We start from the raw sequence: 26,046 nt of genomic DNA, 5'->3' as shown, positions 1-26,046 counted from the left end.
CAAGTAGACATCTGAAACTAACGGACAATAGTTAATGTTGCCATTCTTTCGTTAATAATTCCGCCTGATTATTTTCTAATTTCACTTCATATTTTTTTTCTGTGCCATCCGCGGCAACGGTATAAAATTCATAAATGACAATACCGTTGGTTTGATCACTTTCTATAATGCGTTTAGCGGTAATTTTAGGTAACACATTAACAACTGCTGCTGGGCATTGCTCTATGGTTAAATCACGTTGAATTTCGACAACTTGCCATAAACCATCTTGCTGTAACATATCAAATTCAACTTCATTACCGTTGTTATCAACACCTTCAATATCAAGATAATGATTACCATGTTTTAATTCTTTTTCTGCTTCTTTGGCAACAAAATCAGGTTTTATTTTTAAAATAGCTGCCATTGCGCTAGCGGGAATATCGCTTAACTCAATTTCAAACTTTTTATGTAAACTAGCGCCTACTTGTTGATCACCGGCATAGCTTAACTGACCTGTGCTTAATAATAAGGTGCAAAATAGCACTAATGATTTTTTCATAATGTGTCTCTTGTGATTGAATCTAAGGTTAGATCTAACAGAAAACCATAATAGCAAATAACATTTAAATTAAGCCAGATAATTATTACCAATAAAACAAACCAATTAAAAATATTGTATTACCAATTTTAAAGTTTCCAGAAATTATCCTGTTTAAATACAAGTTTTGATATTTTAATTAAACAAAATTGGTTACCGTTGGTTTTTACTTGTATAGTTTAAATAACCTATTTACTACCTAATAAGCTTTTTAATTATATGATTTTACTATTAAAAATTATTAGGGCTTAAGACTGATATTGAATGAGTACTTTACGGGAATGTCATTTAGCACAACTATCTCAACACACCTTTGATGTTTTAATTTTAGGTGGTGGTATTAATGGTGCCGTTTCAGCTGCGGCACTGGCAGCTAAAGGGGTAAAAGTTGCGTTAATCGACCAAGGTGACTTTGCTGGCATGACAAGCTCTAATTCATCTAACCTAGCTTGGGGCGGCATTAAATATTTAGAAAGTTATCAATTTGGCCTCGTTAATAAATTGTGCCAAAGCCGTAATTATTTAATGCAGAACTACCCTTCCACCGTACAAGAAATTCGCTTTTTAACCAGTATTCACCAAGGTTTTCGCTTTCCAACTCCCTTGCTTTATGCGGGTACCTTACTTTATTGGTTAATGGGGCGGTTTTTCACGCAACAACCGACGCTTTTATCAACAAAACAAATTAAATTAATTGAACCGGTCATCAATATTAAACCCGTGGTTGGTGGCTTTGAATATTCTGATGCCTACTTTTATGATAACGATGCCCGTTTTGTTTTTAATTTTATCCGCTCAAGCATAGATAACGGCGCTATTGTCGCCAATTATGTTGAAGCTTTGCACACTGAACAAGTTGCTGGACTTTGGCAAACTCAAGCACAAGACAAAATTTCAGGACAAGCAATAACCATTCGCTCAAAATGCCTAATTAACGCTTGTGGCCCCTTAGTTGATCAGGTTAATCAACAAAATAACCAAAGCACTCAGCATCATCATGTATTTTCTAAAGGCATTCATTTAATTGTTGATAAAATTACCGATAGTAAAAAAGTATTAACTTTTTTTGCCGATGATGGCCGCTTATTTTTTGTCATCCCTATGGGCACAAAAACCTGTATTGGCACAACCGACACCCAAGTAGACAGCCCTTTTACCGAAGTTACCGATGACGACAGAAACTTCGTGTTAAATAATGTTAATAAATTACTCGATTTAGCTAAGCCGTTAACACTACAAGATATTATTTCTGAACGCTGTGGAGTGCGACCATTGGCTATCGACAAACAAAACGGTAACGCTGACTGGGTTGAACTTTCTCGAAAACATGCAATAGATGCAAATCATCAAACCCGTTATTTATCGATTTTTGGTGGTAAATTAACTGACTGCCTGAATGTTGGTAATGAAATAGCTGAACATATTGCCCAATTAGGCATACAAGTGCCTCAACCCGATACTAAATGGTACGGTGAATCAAGCAGCCAAGTTAAAGCTAAATTTATGCAACACGCTAAGTTAATCAACCTTGATGCGTTAACACCAACCTCATCTTCTGAGCCGCTTAGCCAACGTTTATGGCGCAGATACGACACAAAAGCGTTTGCCATGTTAACCGCCATTGAACAACAGCCTGAAAAAGCGAAATTATTAATAAACAACGCAGAATATTTAGTGGTAGAAGTTGAACATGCGGCCGAACATGAAATGATCACCAAACTGGATGACTTTTTACGACGACGGTCAAAAATATCTATGGTAGTTCGCAGAAGCGACATTTTAAGCGACCCAGGTTTACAAGCCGCTTGTCAGATTTTATTTGGTGATGAAGCCGAAGAAAAATTAAAAGAATATCAAGCTAGCGAATAACGTTAGCTTGGCAAGTGTTTAGTTTTAAAAAACGTTAAACCACTTAACCAAGTGATCAACAAGGCTAAACCGGCCACACCTGTAGAAACCATAAAGGTACCTGCATTACTCCAATCCCATAACCAACCGGCCACACCCGCACCAATAGCAGCGCCAGCACTTACACAAACCGAATTATAAATGGCTTGCGCACGCCCTTGGTGCTCCTTTTTAAAATCAGTTTTAATTCGTTCCATCATCACTGAATGTATGGCACTAAAGGTAAAAGCATGTAAGGTTTGAGAGAAAATAAGTACCCAAATTGAGTCACTAAAAAAGGCAATACAGCCCCAACGCACCAATGCCATAAACAAGCTAACTAACAAAATAGTTTGTCGGTTATAGCGCTTAAACAGCCGATTGATAACTAAAAACATTAAAATTTCAGCAACCACAGCTATCGTCCATAACGTACCAATAATACTGGTGCTATAGCCTAAACCTTCAAGGTAAATACTAAAAAAAGTATAATAAATACCATGACTTACATTCACCAAGGTAATCGCCGCTAACAGTAAGATAATTGCTGGTTTTTTTATTGTTTCTAAAATGGGGTTAGGTTTTACAATTTCTTGTTTACGATCGGCGTCATCCACCAATAAGGTGCTTAGCCACAATAAAATGAATAACATTAAGGTGACATGGGGAAAATAATCTATTGATGTTTGCTCAAACAGCACCCCTAATAAAGAAACTGAACTAACAAAACCAACCGAGCCCCACATCCTGATTTTGCCGTAACTCATTTTAGTATTTTCAATTTTTTCTAAGGTAACAACCTCAAATTGTGCAATTAACCCTTGCCAGCAAAAACTAAAAGCAATAACTACCACAATAATCGCCCAATAGGCCTTTACCCAAAACATCAACATAAAGGCTAAGCAAGCAAGTAAATTACCTAAACGAATAATGCGAATGCGGCGGCCAAATTTATCCGTTAACCAACCCCAAAAATTAGGCGCAACAATATTCGATGCTAATAAAATGGCACTTGTTAAGGCGATCAAAGACGTTGAAAAGTTATTTTCTTTAAGAAAAACACCAAAATAAGGTAAAACAGCACCTAATACCGCACAATAAAAAAAATAAAAGCTCGATAACGGAAGATATAATTTATTTAACAAGCGCGATCCTAAGTTCGTTTATTATGTCATCTTAATTTTTTGCTTGAGGAGCAGCAGAGCTACCTCGAATAATCAATTCATGTGGCATAATGTTTAATAATTTTTCAGGGGTTCGCCCTTCAATTAAATCAATCAAGGTATTGGCACACGCTTCACCAATTTTTTCTAGTGGTTGTGCAACCGTTGTTAATGGCGGATAACAATATTGTGCAAAATTAATATTATCAATACCGATCACCGAAATATCATCTGGAATAGAATAATCCAACTCACGTAACGCATGCATAGCACCAATAGCTACCATATCACCAAAACAATAAATGGCCGTTGGCCTTCTCTTTTGCTGCAATAAAGCTTTCGCTCCATCAACACCTGATTGTGTTGAAAAATCACCATAATAAACTAGCTTTTCATCAAAAGTTAAGCCAGCAGCTTTTAGCGCCTGTTTCATACCTTTTAATCGCTCTTTGGTACTTACATGTGATTTAGTTCCGGCAATAACCGCAATATCAGTATGACCTTGTTCAATTAAATGGCGAACAGCGGTCACCGAAATCGCCACATTATCAACCGCAATTTTATGAATATCTGGTAAATCAATTAATTCCGCAGTACTCACTATTGGTGGCATATTCTTGAGTATATTTTTGTGAATATTGGTATTAAAAGGCAATCGCTGTGAAGAAATAATAATGCCGTCAGCCTGACTCCCCATCACTAAATCACCAAATTGAAATTCACGTGCCGGATCTTCTTGTGTATCACCTAATAGCACAGAATACCCTTTGCTCATTGCTACTTTTTCAATGGCTCGCACAATCGGTGAAAAGTACGGATTACTAATATCAGGAGTTAACACCACAATATTGCCAGAACGGCCATTGCGTAAACTTGCTCCCAATTTATTTGGAGTAAAGCCGAGTTCATCAACCACCGCCATTACTTTTTCACGCGTTTTAGGTGAAACAATATCAGGACTTCGCAATGTTCTTGAAACGGTTGCTTCAGAAACACCGGCTTTTAAAGCAATATCTTTAATTCTTAAATTAGACATAAAGTAATTATTTTTTATTCTTAATGTGATATTTCAATTTGTTTGACAAGTAAATTAAAAAGGTGATTTCGATTTCATCGTTCATATTATCAGCGAAAATAATCAAATAACACAAATAATGACGAATTAAACTTACACAGTTTAAAATTTCTAAATAAAAAACCTGAAAACCAGTGGTTTTCAGGTTTTATTTAATAACTGGCTAGTTTTTAGTAAAGCTAACCCAGTTAAAGTTCCACTGATTTCCTAAAGAGACAAAACGCATGGTTTTCTGCCCTTCAGTTAAAGTGATCGTTGACGTGATAGTAACATAATCTTGCCAACCACCCGTAACTGGAATACTTACAGTATCAACCGTTTCACCATCAAACTGTAATTCAAAACCATCACTACCTGGCAATGTCGCTAAACGATATGAAACTGTGTACTCACCTGCTTCTAATACTTTAACGTCGTATTCAACCCAGCGATCAATTTCAAAATGACCGATGTTAAAACCGCCGCCTTCATCGCCCGCTGTTTCAGTTTCAACTCCAGGGTGCGCCGCAGTATAACTTTCAGCTTCTAACTTACCTGGAATAGGGTAGAAAGTATCACCGCTGGCTTCAATATTACTACCATAGCCTTGGTCAATATCATTATAAGCCGCTACATAGTAATAATAGGTTGTGCCTGTATCTAAATTTTCATCGTTGTAGCTGGTTCCTTCAACCGTTGCTATGGCTTCAAAACCAGAACGTGGTGCGGTTGATCTAAACACTTTATAACCTTTTATGTCACCTTCTGAGGCTTGCCATGTTAATGACACTGACGTAGCTGCCACCGTTAAACTAAGTTCAGTTGGTTTAGTCGGAATATTAGTGAAAATGGCAGGTTTTTCATCGGCTAATAGGGCATCAACAACACCTTGGTTGATAACATAATCCATCGAACTAAACGAGCTGAAGAAAGCTTTGATCTCATCTAATGAAGAATTATTTACATCAACACTTGGTAAAGAACGTCCTGTTACATCAACCCATTCTTGTGGCATATCGGGTACTAAATAAATTTCTGCCCACATATCATTATTGTTAGCACCGTTATCTTTAAATTTACCTGAGATGGTATACGACTGGCCGCCAGTCACTTCAACCGCTTGATAAATTAAACTGTGATTGCCTGCTGGCGAAGTGATCCGTAATGCTTCTCCGGTATCACTTCCGGCAAATTCACCTGCGGCATATTGGAAATCATACGTGCGCGGATCGCCCCATAACGACACTTCGGTCCAAGAGTCGTTACTACCAAAGTCACCATTGATTAAAATGTTTTCACCGGTGGCATCATTCACTAACTTAATGTTGTCGTAAGTAACATCCGTACCATTAAATGCACCCGTTTTAATAACTAAGTACATAGTTTTAGTTCCTTCACCTTGATAAGGTGTGGTACTACGTGCAGCACCATCACAGGCATTAGCAAAAGTACTTTCCCAGTCGTTACAAGCCCATGTTTGTGCTTTCACTAACAATTGTTCTCCTGTGTTAGTCATTAAGCCCCATTGACCACCACCTAAGCCACCAGCTAATGACAAGGTTTTATATGACCAAGCCGTTGCCGCCCAGTTGAGATCATTAAATTTATCAAAGGTTGCACGAGTAATATCACCGCCAAGCTCACCAAGTCCAACCCAAGGTTGCATTTCACCAACTAATATTGGCGTGTAAACTTTACTGGCGCGCGTTGCCCAATCACAAACACCTGTTTCGCCATTTTCACCACAGGTTAACCAATCGCGATGTACGTCGTAACCGATTTCACCCCAACCAAAAAGCCCAGGATATTGATGAATTTCAAAGGCCACGTTTTCCATACCTAAATCATACGGGTCGCCATACGCTTTAATACCATCGGCATTGTGACCGGGTAAAATAACGATATGATTTTGATCAACCGCGCGGATAGCTTCATAAAGATCAACCGACACTTCTTTTAACGTTTCAGGATCTGTGCCCCAAGGTTCATTTAATAAACCATAACCAGCAACAGTTGCTTCGTCTTTATATTTAGCTGCTATTTGTTGCCATAACCAAGCGGTACGCTCGCGATATTCAATATTATTCCATAACTCATTTTTACCCGCACAGCCTGTATGTTGCTCTTCACCTTGTCGTCCTACAGCACCATGCAAATCTAATACTACGTATAATTTACGCGCTTTTGCCTCAGCAATGGCCCAGTCTAAATATTCCCAAGCATCAGCTCTTAAGGTTTTAGGCATGTCATCGTTTTCAATCAGATCATATAAAAAAGGTACACGAACTAAATTAAAACCGCTGTCAGCAATGATGTCCCAATCTTTACTGGTCATCCAATTGTCTCTGTGGGTATCTAAAACCTCTTCTACTTCTTCAGCTGTAAAGCGGGCTTCAAGGGCACTTTCTAACGTACACTGATCAGTAATGTTGTCACCTATCGGGGTTTCTGAACCAAACATCCACATTTCCATTGCTAGCCAGTTACCTAAATTAATACCACGCAACGACACTTTTTGATTTTCTTGGTTCATCCACATGGTGCCGTGCTGTTTCAGCATAGAGTAACTTTCTTGCTGAGCTTTAGGTTGCTCTATGGGTGAAGGTGTTGGTGTGATCGCTTCAGGCGCTTCACTATTACAACCTTGTAACGCCATCACTAGCGCAAGACTTATGCTGCTAATTTTTAAATTTTTTATTGTACTTTTCATAATGTCCCCTGATTATCTTATTATTAATAATTCAATGTTATTTGTCTGGATGTTCTAAGTTATACCGTTGATTTACATTGATATTTCTTACAACAGTGGTTTTTTCATCCGGCCATACAACCCGTAATTCATCGATCAGGGTATGGTCAGTAAGACTAAAATATTGTTCGGTAGGATTTTGCGAAGTGAAGTTATTACCCACCGTTACTTCGCGCATTTGGGTTAATTGACCCGCTTTAATAAATATTTTTGCCCCAATAGCTTGTGTGTTGGGCGTTTTGCCAAGCAAATTAAGGGTGAAATAATTACGGCTAGTGCTGTTGTTGCGATAAAGAATGGCGGCAGTGTCGTCGTTATTTAGCACTAAAATATCAACGTCTCCATCTTGATCACTGTCAAAACAACTAAGGGCTCTTCCTTGTTGTTGATCACTAATACCTGAAGCAAAAGCTTGTTCAGTAAAGTTTAGTGTGTTGCTATGGTCAGCTAATTGGCGGCGATCCGATAAAAACAAACGAGAATAGTCGTTGCTATAATCAATCTTAAAAATGCCCGCAGACCAACCTGTAACATGGAAAATATCAAGAAAGCCGTCAGCATTAAAATCCGCCATGCACGCTGCCCAAGCCCAACCACCATTGGCAAGTGATAAGCTGTCGGTAGCGTCACTAAACAGTTCATTACTATTAAAGTTATCACTTTGATTTAAATACAAACGATTGCCCGGAGAGCTAAGTCCATCAATAGCACTAACAAACCAATCCAGATCACCGTCATTATCTAAGTCACCAACGGCAGAACCCATACCATTTTCATCTTTAATGACATTACTCGTAGCATTAGTAAAAGTGCCATCTCGATTATTCAAAAATACTTGGGTCGTACCAAAATCAGCCACTAACAACAAATCAACAAAGTTATCATTGTTCACATCTGAGAAAGTGGCTGAAAAGGTGTAATCAGTATCGCCACCATAAGTAGCGTTACTGGTTGGCGTTTTAATAATTTGCTCTGCCAAGCCACTGCTTTGAGTAGCATTAACAAATTGTTTATTGCCGGTGTTTTGCCATAAGTGTTGTTTTGGAGCGCTCGCCGGCACTCCCCAATGGGTAAGGAATAAGTCGATAAAACCATCTTTATTATAATCGGCAAACGAAGCCGAAATGGTGTTTTTAACAACAAGATTACTTAAACCTGAATATTCAGTGATATCTTCAAAAACAACATTACCGCTTGCATCTTGTGTATTTTCTAGCAGGTAATTTTCGTGACCTTCAATACCACCAATGAATAAATCCAGATCATTATCACCGTCAATATCGGCAAAAGTTGGGCCGCAACCAAAATGATTTTCGATATTGATCCCAACCTTAGTGCTGACTTCTTCAAAACGATTGTCACCTAAGTTTTTATACAATAGGTGGCGACCAATATCGCCCCGAACAACAAACAAATCGGTCAAGCCGTCGTTATCAAAATCACCCACCGCGAGACCACCACAAAACTTTTGTGCTTCCGATAAGTTGGTCATACGTTGATAACCATTAACAAAATCTAGGCCACTGGTCGCAGTAACATCACTGAACAACTTACTCGGCTGCTCTGGTGACGTTGAAGCCTCCTGATCAACAGAAGAAGTATGGTCACTGACTGCAGAGCTACCGCCACCACAGGCGGTTAGCAAAAAAGCTGTGGTAATAATGGATGATTTTAACAACATAGTGCTTACCAATTAGAACGCGTAGTTAAAACGCATACCGTACGTTCTTGGCTCGCTATAACGCCCTGGAGCGCCTTTTGCTGTGCCGTTGTCGGTAACAGCACTTGAGCGAGTCATTTCATCCGTTAAGTTATTGATATAAAAATCAAGCGTCCAATCACCATCGGCAGGAAAATACTTAAGACCTAAGTTGACTTTAGTATAAGCATCTTGACCATAAGCATCACTGCCGTAATAAGTACCACTTTGCTCAACATCGTTGACTACGTTATTAATAGGTGACGAAATTTCGTTTTGGTCTCTGAAGAAAACATTGTCAACATAACGCACGTTAATGCGTGGTAATAAATCACCAAACTCTGTTGCAAATTCCCATGAAAAGTTCGCGCTAAATGACACTTCCGGTGACTGAGGTAAACTATTGCCACTTAGGTCATATAAACCTGCTTTGTCACCTTCGGTTATCAATGGGTTCGCAGGGTTATCACCACCGCTAGCTGAGTAGTATTCGGTATAAATCGCATCTAAAATAGAACCGGAGAAATCAAATTGACCACCATCACCAACTAACCAAGTAACCTCAGCTTCAAGGCCTGTAATTTCAGCCGCGGCAACGTTACTATTGATTATTTGTTTTTTCTCTTCATCCCAACCTGAGCGGATCAAATCTTTATAATCAATAAAAAATGCCGATAGGTTTAAACGTACATCGCCCATGTCGGTTTTAAAGTCAGACTTTGAACCAATTTCATAACTGGTGCTTTCTTCTGGATCAGTCGATTCACCCGCATCTTGAATTTCACCCGCTCGATAACCCGTACCCACACTGGCATAAAATAAGTGATTATCTAACTGATAATCCGTTCTGATTAAGTAAGTAACTTTGTCTGATTCAGCTTCAATATCATTTTTAACACCCGCAGCACATTGGCCTCTCATACGCTCAAGACCAGTATAATCATCTAATCCATCGGCACCTTCACTACCGGAGTTGTTATCTAAAAAGTCTTCAAACACAACTAGGTTACTACCACCTAAAGTTGGGCGAATAAATTCACCACCACAGTCGGTAATGTTTCGGCCACCACGGTCATATTTTAAATCATCGGTATAGCGCACACCGCCAGTAACATTTAAGTTATCTGTTAATGCATAACTCGCTTGGAAGTAAGCAGCTGCCGATTCAGTACCACGAGCCGGTTGAATAAAGGTAGCTCCACCTTGTAACCAAGAGCCTTGGCCATCAAAGTCAAAACGAATATTGGTTTCTTCTTCAAAATAAAATAAACCTGTCGTCCAACTAAAAGGACCACTGCCAGTACTTTGTACTTTAATTTCATGGCTATTAGCGTCTGAGTACTGATATTCAGTACGTGCTTCTTGGAAACGAGATAAAACACCTGCATCTTGGTCAACCGTTTGATGACGAGCTAATTTTGAATAACCTGAAATGTATGAAATATTAATACCATCGGTAATGTCGTAACTTAATGTTGAGCGATAAGCATCACTGGTCATATCAAGTGAATACGCTGAATCAATAAAGGCATCAAAGTTATCTTTTTCTACTTCAACAGGATTAAGTAAAACCCCATGATTACCGGTATCTGAAAAAGTTTCGTAACTGGCTGTCCATTGCAAATTACTTGCAATATCCCAACGCCCAGTAATACGCGTTGAACGTACATCGGTGTTATTAAGTTTTAAATTGGTGTTAGCAACACGGCCAGTAGATAAACCACTATAGTTATGATTACTGCCACGCGGATCAACATCAATTGCGTTCACCCAACCATCATCTGTCTCCATGTAGCTTGCGACACGAAATGACAAATTGTCAGTAACCGGCAGCGTAACTGCACCTGATACTTGTTGGCGATTAAAACTACCAAAAGACATTTGGAAGTCACCTTCAAATACATCACCCGGCTTAACTGACTCTAACAACAAGGCACCACCGGTATTGTTACGCCCGAATAAAGTTCCTTGTGGACCACGTAAAACTTGGATGCCTTCTAGATCATACATAAGCGCCAACGCACCTTGTGAACGGGCAGCAAAAACACCATCAACATAAACCCCAACACCTTGGTCACCGGTTTCTGTTGGGTTATTAGTTCCGACACCACGGATATATATTTTAATATCTGACTGATCTTCTTGGCCTGAAATAACTAGCGAAGGTACAAAAGCGGTTAAATCTGTTACATCAACAATGTTCTGTTCAAGTAATCCTTCTTGAGTCATAGCAGTAACAGCAATAGGTGTTTCTTGTAAATTACCAACACGACGCTCAGCAGTTACTTCAATAACCTCTAGCTCACGATCTTTATTTTCTTCTTCTGCAAAAACATTTGCTGAAGACATAGCCAGCCCACCCATCAATGCGTAATTAATTGATTGGCTTATAAAATTCTTTTTAGTGAAAATTGTTTTCTTCATTTTAATCCCCAGTTTGCTCATTTATTTTTATTACTTTTTGCATCTTACCGATATGAATAAACATCAAAACATATCGATTTCTCTTTGGGTTTATCACTTCCCAAAACGTACAAATATTTTATTTTTAACTAAAAACTGTTTGGTTTTTACCTACCTTTTGCTGGTTTAAACAACAAACCACAAAAAATGATTTCGATTTCATTCTTGCACGACATTTTTATCTTGTAAATAGTTTAATGAAAAAAATGTATAAAATATGTTCATATTCCTTTTACTAGCGTTATTTACGTAAATCATTTTTTCAATATCCTGAAAAGCAACAAACTTGACAAAAACAATAAATACCCTTTTAAAACAACAAAATAAAAACAAAATACGTTGATATGACGAAATAAAAATAACCATTGTAATTACACCGGAAAATTAAAATTAAGAAAATATTATATATTTACATTTATTTTTTCGTCTGTTATTACTATAAATGAAATCGAAATCATTTTGTTTTTTTATAGGTTTTAAAGCCGCCCATTGGTGAAATCGAAATCATATTATTTAATAAATAATAGACATAAAAAGCCAACTTAATGGCCTATAAAAAAGCTTTATTAAACAAAGATTAATTAAACAAAGTGATACATATTTTTAATTTGAGCTGCTACACAGCTAATACTTTCTCGGTAGGGTATATGAAAAACAATACATTCAAATTAACAGGCTATGTGGCAACCCTCACAGCCCTGTTATTACAAGCTTGTTCAGTACAAGAAACACAAAAAGAAAACAAATCTGCAGATATTGCTTCAATAAATGAAAACAAGCATGCTGATATGGAACAACGTATTAAAGCGTTATTAGCCAAAATGACCTTAGAGCAAAAAATTGGTCAAATGCTACAACCAGAAATTCGCTCCATTACGCCTGCAGAAGTAGAAAAATACCATATTGGCTCTATTTTAAACGGCGGTGGTGCCTTTCCTAACAATGATAAATACGCCTCAGTGCAAGATTGGGTTGCATTAGCCGATGCTTTTTATCAAGCTTCAATGAGTAACAAACCTGGCCGCACACCAATTCCTATTATTTGGGGCACAGATGCTGTACATGGTCACAATAATGTTATTGGTGCCACTTACTTTCCCCATAACATCGGATTAGGCGCGGCAAATAATCCCGCTTTAATTGAAAAAATTGCCCAAGCGACAGCGGTAGAAGTAGCTGCAACGGGAATTGATTGGACCTTTGCCCCCACATTAGCTGTAGTTAGAGATGATCGATGGGGCCGAACTTATGAAAGTTATTCAGAAGATCCAGCCATTGTAAAAACTTATGCACAAAGCATGGTGAATGGATTACAAGGCCATAAAAACAGTGCGTTTGGTGCAAGTAATATTGTTGCAACGGCAAAACATTTTGTTGGTGATGGTGGTACCCAGTTTGGTGATGACCAAGGAGATACTCAGTTAACTGAAGAAGAATTATTTAAACTACATGCACAAGGCTATTACAGCGCGCTCGACGCTAATGTGCAAACCGTGATGGTGTCTTATAGCAGTTTCAATGGTGAAAAAATGCATGGCCAAAAACACTTGATCACCGACGTATTAAAACATGACATGGGTTTTGACGGTATTGTTGTAAGTGACTGGAACGGTATTGGCCAAGTAAAAGGGTGCACTAATGATAACTGTGCCGCAGCCATTAATGCGGGTATTGATTTATTTATGGTGCCTGATTTATGGAAAACTTGGATTGATAATACCCTAGCACAGGTAAAACAAGGCGTAGTACCTATGTCGCGTATTGATGATGCCGTCACGCGTATTTTACGCGTAAAAATGCGAGCCGGTTTATTTGATAAAGGAGCACCAAGTACACGAGCACTTGCTGGTAAAGCTGACCTAGTAGGAAAAAAAGCGCATCGCGATATCGCTCAACAAGCAGTAAGAGAGTCACTGGTATTATTAAAAAACAATCACAATTTATTACCGCTTGATCGCCAATTAAATGTTTTAGTCGCTGGTGACGGCGCAGATAACATTGCCATGCAAAATGGTGGTTGGACAATTAGCTGGCAAGGTACTGGCAATACTAATAAAGATTTCCCGGGTGCAACGTCTATTTACCAAGGCATTCAACAAACCGTGACCGCTGCCGGTGGTTCGGCAACATTAAGTGTTGATGGTACTTTTGAACAAAAACCAGATGTCGCTATTGTGGTTGTGGGTGAAGAACCTTACACCGAATATTTAGGAGATATTCAAAATTTACGTAGTTTAGAATTTCAACAACACAATAAAAAAGCGTTAGCGTTATTAACGAAATTAAAACAGCAAAACATTCCCACCATTACCGTATTAATGTCTGGTCGAGTGTTATGGGTTAATAAAGAATTAAATGCCTCTGACGCTTTTGTTGCTGCTTGGTTACCTGGCACTGAAGGGCAAGGGATCGCTGACGTTTTATTCAAAAACGCTAATAATCAAATCAATTATGACTTTACCGGCCGTTTAAGCTTTAGTTGGCCAGCAGATGCTTGCCAAAGCACAGTGAATATTGGCGATGAAACTTATCAGCCATTATTTGAATATGGTTATGGCCTAAGTTATCAAGACAAGATTAACACTCCTGAACTACCAGAAAATTCAGCTTATCCATACGGCTGTCAGTTAACGGCACAACAACTTAACAAATCGGCTAAACAACTTTCATTAGCTTTAAACAAACACAATTGGCAACTATACATTGATGAAAAATCAGGTAAAACCAACCAAGTTACGCCATCGTTAAATGAACTTCACGGCATTAAAGTTACACCATTAAATGATAACAACAATGCCGTACAAGTTACTTTTGCTCAAGAACAAACCGCTACACTGGCTTTACGCCAACAGCCACACAAGGCTTTAAATTTATTGCCTCATTTAAAAGACAACAGTGCGATTACTTGGCAAGTACGTGTTGATAAACCCATTGAAAGTGACATAAAAGCCAAAATAGATTGTGGCGCACCATGCTCAGGAGAAGTCGATATTAGTGCTGCGTTAAAAGCGAAACCACTTGGCCAATGGCAAACACTCAGTATTGATCTGGCTTGTTATTTACCAGGTACTGATCTAAGAAAAGTTGCTTCACCACTTGTACTCTCAAGTAGTGGCGCACTTAATATCAGCTTTGCTGGCGGTAACTTAGTACCTAACAGTGCTAAGAATGCTGACATCCAGTGTTCAAAATAACAACCATAGGTTAGAGGATTTATCATGTTAAAACGACTTTTATTATTATGCCTACTAGCCTTACAAACTGGCTGTGATTCAACAAACGATTCACAGTCAGAACATTTAACCTCAGAACGCTCAGGTCATTCAGTAGCACGAATGTGGAATGAACTACTGTTAGATGCTATTCGAAATGACTTTGCTCGGCCAACGGTGCATGCTAGAAATCTCTGGCATGTATCTGCCGCTATGTATGATGCTTGGGTAATATTTAAACCAACATCAACCCCTTATTTATTTGGTCAAAAGGTAGCGAACTTCACTTGTTCGAACGAGCCCTTTAACTTACCCAGTGATATTTTACCCGCACAAGAAGAAGCTATTAGTTATGCCGCTTATCGTATTATTGAAAAACGCTTTGAAAATTCTCCTGGAGCGCGGGTAATAAAAGCAAAAGCCGAAGAGCTAATGACTTCACTTGCATTTGATACTTCTGATAACAGCTTAAATTATACCAATGGCTCAGCTGCGGCTTTAGGTAATGCCATTGCTGATTGTTATTTACGTTTTGGTTTGCAAGATGGTGCCAATGAGCAAAACAATTACGCCAATACTGTCTATCAACCAACTAATTTACCTTTAGAATTATCAATAAATTCAGCAGGTAATCCAAACATCAGCAATTTAAATCGGTGGCAACCTTTAGATATTCCAGGTTATATCGACCAAGCAGGTAACCCCATTACCAAACCGCCTGAGTTTTTAAGCCCTGAATGGGGACAAGTGATCCCTTTTTCATTATCTGAAAACGACAAAACGGTGGTTAATAAAGATGGTTTTGACTATCAGGTTTATTTTGATCCCGGCTTACCACCACAAATTAACGGTGAACTCAGCGAAGAATACAAATGGACCTTTGCCATGGTAGCCGTGTGGTCTGCACAGCTTGATCAAAATGATGGTGTATTATGGGATATATCGCCTAAAACGTTAGGTAATATTCAACACCTACCGACAAGCTTTACTGAGCATCGCGAGTTTTATAACTTCTTTGACGGTGGCGACAGCAGCACGGGTTATACAGTTAACCCAAAAACAGGTCAACCCTATCAAGAGCAACTTGTACCACGTGGCGATTATGCTCGAGTATTGGCGGAATTTTGGGCTGATGGGCCTGACTCAGAAACCCCACCAGGACACTGGTTTGTTTTATTAAATTCAGTAAGTGATCATCCTCTATTTGAAAAACGCTGGGCTGGTCAAGATGAGATATTAAGTAACCTAGAGTGGGATATTAAAAGTTATTTTGCTATGGGCGGCACCATGCACGACGCGGCAATAACCGCTTGGGGCATTAAAGGTCGCTATGATTATATTCGTCCCGTTTCAGCAATACGAGCAATGGCCGACTTAGGACAAAGTAGTGATGAAAATCAACCTTCTTACCATATTAACGGCTTGCCACTAATTGATGGCTACATTGAATTAGTAGACGAAAATGATGCTTTAGCTGGCTCTAACTTTGAGCATGTTGGCAAATTAAAATTATTGGCGTGGCGTGGGCCTGCCTATATCAATAACCCTGAAGAAGACCAAGCAGGGGTTGCTTGGATACTGGCAGAAAACTGGTGGCCATATCAACGACCTTCATTTGTTACACCTCCATTTGCTGGTTATGTGTCAGGGCATTCAACCTATTCACGCGCTGCCGCAGAATTAATGACAGCGATGACTGGCGATGCTTATTTTCCCGGCGGTATGAGTGAATTCAAGGTAAAAGCGAACGAATTTTTAGTATTTGAACAAGGACCCAGTGTTGATATGACATTGCAATGGGCAACTTATCAAGACGCGTCAGATCAATGCAGCTTATCGAGAATTTGGGGCGGTATTCATCCACCTGCTGATGATATTGCCGGACGATTAATTGGTAAAAAAATAGCTCAAGGGGCTTTTGAACAAGTACAACATTACTTTCAAGGCCAACCATAACACTAGAAGTAAATTAAAAGAATAACGAACGACTTAATCAGTAAATAAGTCACTAACAATAATAAAAACGCGCAGCGTTAATAAATAAGAGTAATCAAGATGGCCGGTGCAATCATTAATCAAGTAGAAAATTCAATCGGTGGCGATAATAACGCCAACACTAATTATAAATTTTCATTATTTACCTTAACCAGTTTGTTTTTTATTTGGGGATTTTTAACCAGTTTAAACGACATTTTAATCCCTCATCTAAAAGGGCTTTTTTCTCTTAACTATACCCAAGCAATGCTAGTACAATTCTGCTTTTTTGGCGCTTATTTTATTGTTTCCATTCCTGCCGGACATCTGATCAAAAAAATAGGTTATCAAAAAGGTATTGTGGTGGGACTATTTATTGCCAGCTTAGGTTGTTTTGCATTTTATCCTGCTGCTTCATTTGCATCATACCCTGTTTTTCTTTGCGCTTTGTTTGTTATGGCTGCTGGCATTACTATTTTACAAGTATCTGCCAATCCATATGTTACCGCTTTAGGTACACCTGAAACCGCTTCAGGTCGTTTAACCATGACACAAGCTTTTAACTCATTAGGTACAACGGTAGCACCACTTTTTGGCGCTTTATTAATTTTAGGTGCTGCGGCTTCTGGCTTAGAGCAACTCAGCGAAGCTCAAATAAAAATCCAACAAGCACAATCTGTGCAACTACCTTATGTTGGTATCGCCCTAACCTTAGTTGTTTTAGCGATTATTTTCTCTCGCTTAACCTTGCCAAACATTGAAAGCCATCAACCTCAAACCAACAACACGCCGCCAACCTCAATTTGGTCGTACCGCGCTTTAGTACTAGGCGCCATTGGTATTTTTGTCTATGTTGGTGCCGAGGTCTCAATTGGTAGCTTTTTAATTAATTTTTTTGGTGAAGCCGACATTGCCGGCTTAAGTGAAGCACAAGCCGCCAGCTACATTACCTATTTTTGGGGTGGTGCCATGGTTGGGCGCTTTATCGGCGCAGTGATTATGCAGCGCATTAGTGCTTCAAAAATACTCGCTTTTAATGCAGTAATGGCAGTAGCATTAGTACTTATTGCGATGTTAACCAGTGGTTTAGTGGCAATGTATGCCATTTTATTGGTCGGTTTATTTAATTCAATTATGTTTCCAACCATCTTTAGCTTAGCGTTAACCGGATTAAAAAATCGTACCAGTGAAGGCTCAGGCTTATTATGTTTAGCAATTGTTGGTGGGGCAATAGTACCGTTATTACAAGGCGTTTTAGCCGATATTATCGGTATACAAGCCTCCTTCATTGTTCCTGCAATTTGTTATTTATATATACTGTATTATGGTTTAGCTGGCTATAAATCGAAGTAAGAGATGATTAATACCAATGCCATTAATACCAATTCGTATAAGTTTGTGATTTTGTTGTGCGTAGGAAAAATAAATCATGACGAGGCGCTTGATTGAGCAATAGCTGGTTATTGGGATTGAAAGCAACGTAGCCATGAAGTATTTTAATGAAATTGATAGAACACCTATTGATTAGTAGAACGCTAAATAGGTGTTTTAATTTACTTTAACTTCTCAGTACTCTTATTGATGATTGTTAAAGTACTTTTATCGCTAGCAAATACGGAATTTAAACCTTGAGGCTCTTGTGGCGGATCACCTAGAAAGTCATCCCCAAATTGCCATTGGTAAGCCGCCGCCGAATTACCTTGTCCATAAACTTCTCAAAACAAAAGTTATTCCTGCTCAGCTTAAAATCCACCTATTAACTTTTTAGGATCTAAACGGGCAATAAGCTCGGCTTCACTAATATCGGTAAGCTCTTGTGCGACTTCTAATACCGTTCTGTTTTCAGCGTAAGCTTTTTTCGCAATTTCGGCGCTTTTATCGTAACCAATCAAATCGTTTAATGCTGTCGCTAAAATAGGATTTTTTGCTAAGCTTTGGGCAATTTGATCATGATTAACCCTCATTTCTTTAATCGCTTTATCTGCCAAAGTTGTACAAGATGACGTTAATAATTCAATACTTTCCACTAAATTGTGAGCAATTAAAGGTAACATGGTATTCAGTTGAAAATTGCCTGAATGCCCCGCTAACGTGATGGTAGTGTCGTTACCGATAACTTGCGTACAAGCCATTAATACCGCTTCCGGGATCACTGGATTCACTTTACCCGGCATAATGCTGCTGCCTTTTTGCAGCTCTGGTAACTGTATTTCATTTAAACCATTAAGCGGGCCGCTGCTAAGCCAGCGAATATCATTACTGATTTTACTCAAACTGACCGCCGTTGTTTTCAGTATTCCGCTCACGAACACCGCCGTATCTTGCGCACTAATAGCACGAAAATAATTATCCGCAGGGCTAATAGGCCAGTGGTTTTGTTCCGCTAAAATACGGGTAACAATGGTGGCAAACTTGGGATGCGTATTTACGCCAGTACCTATAGCGGTGCCACCAATAGCAAGCTGACCAAGGTTTTTTAAGCTGCTTTGTAATTGCTCATGAGCAAAATGCAGCTGTGCACTCCAACCACTAATTTCTTGCGCGAAACTTAGCGGCATAGCATCCATTAAATGGGTTCTGCCCGTTTTTATCGTGGCTTTGTGCTCATTGGCTTTATCATCAAGTGTGTTGATTAAATGCTGCAACGCCGGCAATAGTTGTTCCGCAATAAGTTTGGCAGCACTTAAGTGAATACAGGACGGTATAACATCGTTAGAGCTTTGCCCCATATTGACATGATCATTAGCATGCACCTTGATTTTATCATCACTGTTACGTTTAACTAACGAGGCGATCACTTCATTAGCGTTCATATTGGTACTGGTACCCGAGCCTGTTTGAAAAACATCAATGGGAAATTGCTGATCGTGCAACCCCTCGGCAACTTCTATTGCCGCCTGTTGAATAGCAATGGCTTTATCGGCATCAAGCAAACCTAATTCTAAGTTCGCTTGGGCACAGGCACTTTTTATTTCACCTAAAGCCCACAAAAATGCACGCGGCATTTTGAGTTCGCTGATGATAAAGTTATTCAAGGCTTTAGCGGTTTCACTGCCGTATAATTGCTCGCTACTTTGCTCTGGCATCTGATGATGATCGGAGGTTTTATTATCATTCGATGCAGGCATCAGGTTCTCCTAAATAAAAAGTTATGATTCATTCTTAATTGCGGTTCTTTCATCTACTTTATTAACTGATAAATAGTTAAACATATAGTCAAAACACAACATACCATTAATGATGATCACCCGTACTTTCAAATGGTTTAAGTTAATCGACTAACGCATCTGCCTGACAAGGTACCGCATAAAATAAACAATCTTGTTTGGCAATGGTGACATTGTTGGTCGCCATAAAAATACGTAAAGGTTGCGCAGTAAATAATTCCCCCTTTTTGCAATATAACAAAGGGCTAGTATGTTCCTGCCCAGCTTCATTTTTTACCTTAAAGGCACTAACACCCACTTGGCTCCAGCCAATAAAACAATCGGCTCGGGTTATGCCCATGTTATGCTGTTCAATATCTGCCACTAAAGTAATATCAACATCTTTATGCTGGTGCTGAGCAAACAGCAAACTGTATTCAGCGCCAATTTCAAGTCGCAGTGGATGCTCAATAATATCAACCAATTTCAAATGATGACCGCTAAAAATATCTTCTGCCGCTAAAAACTCAGTTAATCCTTGATACGCCATTTCATGAGCTTGCTGATCTCTACTGCCGCCACATTCTATAGTAACAATAGGGCAATTAAAGTTTTGCTCCATTAAAGCGCCTAAGGTCAGTCGAGTGTAGAGCATGGTTTGGCAAAAGAAAGACGCCAGCGCTTGTGCCTGCATATCTATTTTGGTGGCAACACTAAATGCGGGACTAGATGACGAAGTATTATGCATATCAATTACCGCTTCAGGCTTCACCTCTAAAATAGCCTGTTTAATACTTGCCGCTCTTAATTGAGCCTCATCTGAGTGAACTAATTGTGCTTCCGTAATGGCAAACAAGCGATTCAGATCTGCCTTGCCATCAACATACCGACAAGTAAACTCTGGCGCTTGGCGAGCCGCTTCAACCGAAGCAATAATAAACCTAACATTACAATATGGCTGATGACCCGCTTTAAGCCAGCGATGTAAAGCATAAAAGCTTGATGGTTCATTTCCGTGTATCAAGGTAGAAATAACTCTTGTTTTATGACAATGCTGACCTTTAATATCAATCACCACAGCACTGTTTAATTGACTTAGCCAAGCTTCAGGCTCTGACGGTATTGAGTCAGCATCTATAGAAATGTATCTCAGTTTGTTTAATTGAATTGCCATAACCGCTCCCACTCACTCACTGGTAAATTGGCTTGAGAAAACTGCATATAACGCTGGAGCATTTTTTGACAGCTATCAGGACGTGACATGTGCTTATTTTGTTCGAAATGTTGCGCCGTATTAAGCTGCCAAACCGCCCCTGTTACTCCTTGTGATAATCTTTTTTCGATAATTCCTAAATAATAATCAGCTTCTGTTGCTGTTATTTTAAGTTCAAGCAAACCCTGTTTTGCGATAGGAAGGTATTGCTTAATCATGGTTGAGAGCGGTTGTGCCACCATTTTGTATTGTGCTAAATCAGGCCACATTACTTCAGCATCTAACCCCGATTGCGCAGCACGATAAAAGTTATAATCAGCAAAATCAAACGGCATCATGGCGGTTATTTCAGCCATTGAATGTCTTAAACCATATGCTAAACCAATAGCAAAGGCTGCATTAGCAATCATATCAACACAACTTGGCCCCGCAGGTAACGCCCTAAATTCAATACGAATATGGCCATTACCTTGTCGGCAATATACTGGGCGATTCCAACTCCAAACTGTACCCATATGTAAATTCAGCTCAGCTAAATGTGGTAAGCCTGTGCTCACTTCTTCACTTAAAGACGGCACTAATACCGGATATAACGACACAGCTTCCGCATAAAGCTGCCAAGCGTCTTGTTTCAACCAGCCACATGCTAAATTAACTCGAGCGGGTAACTTATGCTGAACAGCGGCAGGCAAACGACAATCAAGCGTTTGTTTAAGTAACGCAATACGGGTTTCAGCCCACGCTTTTTTCCCTAAAAAAAACGGGGAATTAGCAGCAATGGCTGTTACCAAGGGCTGACTAAATAACGCGGCATTATAAACCGGCTCAAATTCCCCTGGTGGTACCATCATATGTACTTGAAATGAGGTATTAGCACCTTCTGCCGTGACATCGGTTAAATCTAATTCAATATCTTCTTGGCCATGAATTTCAATATGAAAAGGTTGACCTCGGCTACTAGAAAGTTTTTTAGATAACAATTTATATCGAAATTGATCTGTCATATTCTGCTGAGTAAGATCAGCGCTAGTTAACGTAGGTAAAATACCAATAGCCACCTGTTCAATGCCAAGCTCGGTATTCACTTTAGTTAACTGGCTTAATTGCGCTAACATACTAGCTTCAAGCTGATGAAATGGCTGGCCTTGCATAGCAACCGCCGGCAAGTTTAGCTCAATGTTGTATTGATTAATTTCATATTGAAACAGAGGGTTGTTTAACGCGGTTAACACCTGCTCATTACAGCATAAAGGTTTGCTATGTTTGTTGAGCAAATATAACTCTAACTCAGCACCTAAACGTAGTGGTTCATCACCAAAATTCGGTTGCTGAATAATATGTTTTAACGATTTAAGCTGGTTAATTAACCGCTCTCGAAATAGGATAAAATCGTCATGAGAAAATTGTTGTTGAACGATTTCTTTTCCCATAAGCAACCTACTTTTATCCACCAAATAACAATAAGTATAGTCAAGATTGAGCTAACTAAAATGATTGCTAAAGCAGGAATTATTTTATAGCTGCTTGTTAAATTTTATCTTTAACTTTCAATAAGATAAAGACAACCAAAAGCAATGTTTACTAATAATTAAGGGATTACTCCGTGCGTTTAAAAGGCAAATTACAAAAATGGAATGACGAAAAAGCGTTTGGTTTTATTACCCCCAATGGTGGCGGCGATGATATTTTTATTCACAAAAGCGCCTTTGTAAATCGCCAGCGCACACCTCAACTGAATGATATTATTACCTTTACCATCAGCCAAGATAACCAAGGGCGATATTGTGCTAGTGATGCTACCTTTGCTGGTGAGAAGCTCAAAAACAAACCAGTAAAAAAGGTAAATAAATTTTCAATTTATCTGTCGGTAAGCTTTCTCACATTAACCACCACAGCTTATGCTTTCAGCTATGTACCTAGAAACCTACTGTTGTTTTATTACGGCGCAAGCCTAATTACTTTCATCAGCTACGCTTATGATAAATTCAAAGCTCAACGAAATGGCTGGCGCACCCCCGAAAAAGCCTTACATGTATTGGCGTTACTCGGTGGTTGGCCCGGTGCCGCTATTGCTCAGCAAACCTTAAGACATAAATCACAAAAACAAAAGTTTCGCTTTATTTTTTGGCTAACGGTTATAACAAATTGTGCTGCGCTTATTTGGTTAATTAAAATTAAAGCCCCGGTAAGTTTGTGTTTTAGCTGTTAATGCCTCTAACGCTTCATTTTTACGCTGCACAACATTAACTTGTTTTTTAGTGCTTTTGGTTGCCGAACTATTACCGCCATCAAGTCGTTTATTATCAACGCTATGTATTGTTGCTTTTGCCGCTTCGTACATGGCAAATTCAGTTTTTAAGTTCAAAGTATTACCATAAATATTTGAACGTTTGTGCTCATCAGCACTGCGTAATAAATGATTAATATAACTCGAACCATCTAAATTAAAGGTGTTGTATCGTACTGTTACATCAGTACCTTTGATATCAATAAAGCTATTCGCCGCCGGTTTTACATTGGTACCACCGCCTGCACCTGAAAAAATGTTATGTTCAATCAATGTGCCTTTAGTGCCAGCCTTAATATCTATTGCTTCACCCGTAATATTAGGACCAAAAGTACAGCCGCCAATGTGGTTGTGATCGCTATTATCTTGTGGTGTTTTTTGATGGCCATTATGATAACCAACATAAATCCCTTCACCATAACCGGCTTGTTCTGCATTAACGCCGGTATCTTTGATCAAACAATTTTTTAACACGTTATACGAACTACTTGAGCGAAAATGTATCGCTTCATGGCCAATATTCGAAATTTCAATATTATCAAAAACATTATAATTAGCTTGATCTAGCATAATGCCCTTTTCTTCATTACTCACTCGAAGGTTTTGTACTACCCAATAGTTGCTTTGCACAAAATGCAGAACATAATTTTTATCTAAAACTCCCTGACCCAACAAGGTTGGAAATTCAGACGACTTGTCGCTTTCACCTCTTAAAATAATCGGCTTAGCGGCCGTACCGCTGATATTTTTTATTTGAAAGTAAGCGCCAACTGTATTGGTAGGCTTAAAAGGTACAGGTTGGCTTTTTAAGGTTTTACTTTGGCTTAATATGAGTGACTTTTTAATAACAATTTCATCACCCGGCTTGGCATTATTAATGGCCTCTTGTAATTCCGTTGAACTTGATACAAGCGTAACTTCAGCCAGTGTTTTTGCTGAGAAAAACATAAATGTTAGCAAACAAGCAACACTCAAACCTTGCTGTACAGTTGTTTTTATCATAGGTATACCTTTACTATTTATTGATTTTATTAAAGTGTAAACTTGCCTAAATAAGCACTATTTTTTGCCAATTAAAAACTGATAAAACGCCCCGTTCTTAATTTCAGAGAACTATTCCCTTTTACTATATTTTAACCACCTCAACAGAAATATGTGAAAGATGAGGTAAAAATGCTTTTAACGTATTTTTATATTCTTCACTTGCAAGCGGTTCATTTGAGGCAACCGAAAGAATAGCTGCTTGATGAGAATTAGCAATAGTCCACACATGAATATCATTGATCACCGCATTTTGTGCTTTCAATGCTACGGAGATTTTTTCTAACGTTGCCGTATTTACCGATTTATCTAATAGTACAGAACTCGATTCTTTGATCAAACCAAACGACCAATGAAAAATAACAATAGCGCCAACAATGCCCATCACAGGGTCAAGCCATACTGCGCCCATATATTTACCAACAAGCAAAGCAACAATAGCAAGCACCGAAGTTAAGGTATCCGCTAAAACATGAAAATATGCCGCTTTCATATTATGGTCATGGTGGTGATGGTGGTGAGAAGCTGTTTCACCATGGTGATGATGATGGTGATCATCTTTTAATATAAACGCTGAAGCCACATTCACCACAAGCCCAATAATTGCCACAATAATGGCTTCATTAAATTGAATACTGTGTGGCTCAAATAACCGCTGTACTGACTCTACCGCCATCATCAAAGCAACAATTGCTAAAGCAACAGCACTCGCAAAACCACCCAAATAATTGACCTTGCCGGTACCAAAACTAAATGACTTATTATTCGCGTGTTTTTTCGCATAAGCATAGGCAAAAAGCGTAATCAAAAAAGCCGCTGAATGAGTGCCCATATGCCAACCATCGGCCAATAAAGCCATGGAACCAAACCATGTGCCTGCTGCAATTTCGAGGATCATGATCACGCTTGTTAACCAAAAAACAATTTTTACTTTATTGGTGTTTTGAGTGTTATCCACGCCAAAATCATGAGAATGTTGCCATTGAATTGTTGAGTCACTCATTGTATTTCCTTAATAAATACTAAAATGAATTTTGAAAAAATCAGTCTTGATTATATACTACCCCCCAGTATATTTAAAAGAGAATAATTGCTATGTCACATACTCATAAAGACAATAAAAAATTGCTAAATCGTGTTCGACGTATAAAAGGGCAATCAATAGCATTAGAAACTGCTTTAGAAGGTGAACCAGATTGTATGGCAGTTTTACAACAAATTACCGCGTTAAAAGGTGCCATTAACGGCTTAATGAAAGAGGTTTTAGAAGGGCATTTAAGAGAACATTTAGGTGTTGCTGATATAACCCAAGAACAACGCCAAATAGAAGTAGAGCAAGTAATTACAATTTTAAAAAGTTATTTGAAGTAGATATTTCATATAAAAGATAACCTTTTGTTTATAAATAAAAACTTCTCTTATTTTATTTTTTAAGTACCTAGGGTCTGTTGATCTTTGTTTAATAATTCAGCTGAGAGATAAAATCGCTTTAATCAAGGCTGAAATTATGTCGTTTAGTCATCTAAACCAATAATTTTTAACGCCGAGTAAAGCGATTTTAGCCTCAGCCCACAGGGC

Annotated in this window: 17 protein-coding genes and 1 pseudogene; 6 read left to right on the top strand and 12 right to left on the bottom strand. The window is 38.7% G+C overall.

The features are described from left to right. Positions 1-31: 31 nt before the first annotated feature. The gene (locus tag ACSLUO_RS16500) at positions 32-541 is read right to left on the bottom strand and encodes a hypothetical protein (protein WP_448250213.1); all 510 of its coding nucleotides are present in this window, start codon (positions 539-541) and stop codon (positions 32-34) included. A 303-nt stretch (positions 542-844) separates the two neighbouring features. Between ACSLUO_RS16500 and ACSLUO_RS16495 the strand changes: the two genes are divergently transcribed. Continuing rightward, positions 845-2,449, top strand: a complete 1,605-nt coding sequence (locus ACSLUO_RS16495) for a glycerol-3-phosphate dehydrogenase/oxidase (RefSeq protein ID WP_448250211.1) — start codon at positions 845-847, stop codon at positions 2,447-2,449. A gap of 2 nt (positions 2,450-2,451) precedes the next feature. Here ACSLUO_RS16495 and ACSLUO_RS16490 read toward each other — a convergent pair whose 3' ends face one another. From ACSLUO_RS16490 to ACSLUO_RS16470, 5 genes are all read right to left on the bottom strand, one after another. Beyond that, positions 2,452-3,612: an MFS transporter gene (locus ACSLUO_RS16490; protein WP_448250210.1), complete on the bottom strand. Its 1,161-nt coding sequence runs from the start codon at positions 3,610-3,612 to the stop codon at positions 2,452-2,454. Between the two features lie 31 nt (positions 3,613-3,643). Next, on the bottom strand, positions 3,644-4,666 hold the full coding sequence (locus tag ACSLUO_RS16485; RefSeq protein ID WP_448250208.1) for a LacI family DNA-binding transcriptional regulator: 1,023 nt from the start codon (positions 4,664-4,666) through the stop codon (positions 3,644-3,646). 202 nt (positions 4,667-4,868) lie between these two features. Next, complete coding sequence (locus tag ACSLUO_RS16480) at positions 4,869-7,394, bottom strand: glycoside hydrolase family 5 protein (RefSeq protein ID WP_448250206.1); 2,526 nt, start codon at positions 7,392-7,394, stop codon at positions 4,869-4,871. Between the two features lie 37 nt (positions 7,395-7,431). After that, positions 7,432-9,114: a CRTAC1 family protein gene (locus tag ACSLUO_RS16475; protein WP_448250204.1), complete on the bottom strand. Its 1,683-nt coding sequence runs from the start codon at positions 9,112-9,114 to the stop codon at positions 7,432-7,434. A 12-nt stretch (positions 9,115-9,126) separates the two neighbouring features. Beyond that, the gene (locus ACSLUO_RS16470; RefSeq protein ID WP_448250202.1) at positions 9,127-11,481 is read right to left on the bottom strand and encodes a TonB-dependent receptor; all 2,355 of its coding nucleotides are present in this window, start codon (positions 11,479-11,481) and stop codon (positions 9,127-9,129) included. 761 nt (positions 11,482-12,242) lie between these two features. Here ACSLUO_RS16470 and ACSLUO_RS16465 point away from each other — a divergent pair. From ACSLUO_RS16465 to ACSLUO_RS16455, 3 genes are all read left to right on the top strand, one after another. Next, positions 12,243-14,789, top strand: coding sequence for a glycoside hydrolase family 3 protein (locus ACSLUO_RS16465; RefSeq protein WP_448250200.1), 2,547 nt, complete (start codon positions 12,243-12,245; stop codon positions 14,787-14,789). A 24-nt stretch (positions 14,790-14,813) separates the two neighbouring features. After that, positions 14,814-16,763 carry a vanadium-dependent haloperoxidase gene (locus ACSLUO_RS16460; protein WP_448250198.1) on the top strand — a complete coding sequence of 650 codons (1,950 nt, stop codon included), beginning with the start codon at positions 14,814-14,816 and terminating at the stop codon, positions 16,761-16,763. A 99-nt stretch (positions 16,764-16,862) separates the two neighbouring features. Further along, the gene (locus tag ACSLUO_RS16455; RefSeq protein ID WP_448250196.1) at positions 16,863-18,134 is read left to right on the top strand and encodes a sugar MFS transporter; all 1,272 of its coding nucleotides are present in this window, start codon (positions 16,863-16,865) and stop codon (positions 18,132-18,134) included. A 200-nt stretch (positions 18,135-18,334) separates the two neighbouring features. On the opposite strand, the pseudogene ACSLUO_RS17770 reads toward ACSLUO_RS16455, so the two are convergent. The 4 genes and pseudogenes from ACSLUO_RS17770 to ACSLUO_RS16440 all read right to left on the bottom strand — a co-directional run. Then, a pseudogene (locus ACSLUO_RS17770) lies at positions 18,335-18,460 on the bottom strand (hypothetical protein); the annotation flags it as partial. A 63-nt stretch (positions 18,461-18,523) separates the two neighbouring features. Then, positions 18,524-19,909 carry a class II fumarate hydratase gene (locus ACSLUO_RS16450; protein WP_448250194.1) on the bottom strand — a complete coding sequence of 462 codons (1,386 nt, stop codon included), beginning with the start codon at positions 19,907-19,909 and terminating at the stop codon, positions 18,524-18,526. Positions 19,910-20,051: 142 nt separating this feature from the next. Beyond that, a complete protein-coding gene (locus tag ACSLUO_RS16445) occupies positions 20,052-21,101 on the bottom strand; it encodes a M14 family metallopeptidase (RefSeq protein WP_448250192.1) in 1,050 nt (349 codons plus the stop codon). Continuing rightward, positions 21,086-22,570, bottom strand: coding sequence for a glutamate-cysteine ligase family protein (locus ACSLUO_RS16440; protein WP_448250191.1), 1,485 nt, complete (start codon positions 22,568-22,570; stop codon positions 21,086-21,088). Before ACSLUO_RS16440 ends, ACSLUO_RS16445 begins: the two co-directional genes overlap by 16 nt. Before the next feature lie 173 nt (positions 22,571-22,743). Between ACSLUO_RS16440 and ACSLUO_RS16435 the strand changes: the two genes are divergently transcribed. Further along, the gene (locus tag ACSLUO_RS16435) at positions 22,744-23,349 is read left to right on the top strand and encodes a DUF1294 domain-containing protein (RefSeq protein ID WP_448250189.1); all 606 of its coding nucleotides are present in this window, start codon (positions 22,744-22,746) and stop codon (positions 23,347-23,349) included. Here ACSLUO_RS16435 and ACSLUO_RS16430 read toward each other — a convergent pair. Next, a complete protein-coding gene (locus ACSLUO_RS16430) occupies positions 23,305-24,429 on the bottom strand; it encodes a polysaccharide lyase domain-containing protein (RefSeq protein WP_448250187.1) in 1,125 nt (374 codons plus the stop codon). The genes ACSLUO_RS16435 and ACSLUO_RS16430 overlap by 45 nt on opposite strands. A gap of 124 nt (positions 24,430-24,553) precedes the next feature. Next, positions 24,554-25,471, bottom strand: a complete 918-nt coding sequence (dmeF, locus tag ACSLUO_RS16425; RefSeq protein ID WP_448250185.1) for a CDF family Co(II)/Ni(II) efflux transporter DmeF — start codon at positions 25,469-25,471, stop codon at positions 24,554-24,556. Between the two features lie 92 nt (positions 25,472-25,563). Between dmeF and ACSLUO_RS16420 the strand changes: the two genes are divergently transcribed. Next, on the top strand, positions 25,564-25,839 hold the full coding sequence (locus tag ACSLUO_RS16420; protein ID WP_448250183.1) for a metal/formaldehyde-sensitive transcriptional repressor: 276 nt from the start codon (positions 25,564-25,566) through the stop codon (positions 25,837-25,839). Positions 25,840-26,046: the final 207 nt, after the last annotated feature.

The sequence above is a fragment of the Thalassotalea agariperforans genome, assembly GCF_053470345.1.
The sequence above is the reverse complement of the archived record's forward strand: the minus strand, read 5'-3'. Positions and strand labels throughout refer to the sequence as shown.

Bases quoted from the DNA above. Each gene is read 5' to 3' on its own strand.
- ACSLUO_RS16495 (WP_448250211.1), top strand. From the start codon at position 845: ATGAGTACTTTACGGGAATGTCATTTAGCACAACTATCTCAACACACC.
- ACSLUO_RS16455 (WP_448250196.1), top strand. From the start codon at position 16,863: ATGGCCGGTGCAATCATTAATCAAGTAGAAAATTCAATCGGTGGCGAT.
- ACSLUO_RS16440 (WP_448250191.1), bottom strand. From the start codon at position 22,570: ATGGGAAAAGAAATCGTTCAACAACAATTTTCTCATGACGATTTTATC.
- ACSLUO_RS16450 (WP_448250194.1), bottom strand. From the start codon at position 19,909: ATGCCTGCATCGAATGATAATAAAACCTCCGATCATCATCAGATGCCA.
- dmeF (WP_448250185.1), bottom strand. From the start codon at position 25,471: ATGAGTGACTCAACAATTCAATGGCAACATTCTCATGATTTTGGCGTG.
- ACSLUO_RS16500 (WP_448250213.1), bottom strand. From the start codon at position 541: ATGAAAAAATCATTAGTGCTATTTTGCACCTTATTATTAAGCACAGGT.
- ACSLUO_RS16480 (WP_448250206.1), bottom strand. From the start codon at position 7,394: ATGAAAAGTACAATAAAAAATTTAAAAATTAGCAGCATAAGTCTTGCG.
- ACSLUO_RS16485 (WP_448250208.1), bottom strand. From the start codon at position 4,666: ATGTCTAATTTAAGAATTAAAGATATTGCTTTAAAAGCCGGTGTTTCT.
- ACSLUO_RS16460 (WP_448250198.1), top strand. From the start codon at position 14,814: ATGTTAAAACGACTTTTATTATTATGCCTACTAGCCTTACAAACTGGC.
- ACSLUO_RS16420 (WP_448250183.1), top strand. From the start codon at position 25,564: ATGTCACATACTCATAAAGACAATAAAAAATTGCTAAATCGTGTTCGA.
- ACSLUO_RS16475 (WP_448250204.1), bottom strand. From the start codon at position 9,114: ATGTTGTTAAAATCATCCATTATTACCACAGCTTTTTTGCTAACCGCC.
- ACSLUO_RS16470 (WP_448250202.1), bottom strand. From the start codon at position 11,481: ATGTCTTCAGCAAATGTTTTTGCAGAAGAAGAAAATAAAGATCGTGAG.
- ACSLUO_RS16465 (WP_448250200.1), top strand. From the start codon at position 12,243: ATGAAAAACAATACATTCAAATTAACAGGCTATGTGGCAACCCTCACA.
- ACSLUO_RS16430 (WP_448250187.1), bottom strand. From the start codon at position 24,429: ATGATAAAAACAACTGTACAGCAAGGTTTGAGTGTTGCTTGTTTGCTA.
- ACSLUO_RS16445 (WP_448250192.1), bottom strand. From the start codon at position 21,101: ATGGCAATTCAATTAAACAAACTGAGATACATTTCTATAGATGCTGAC.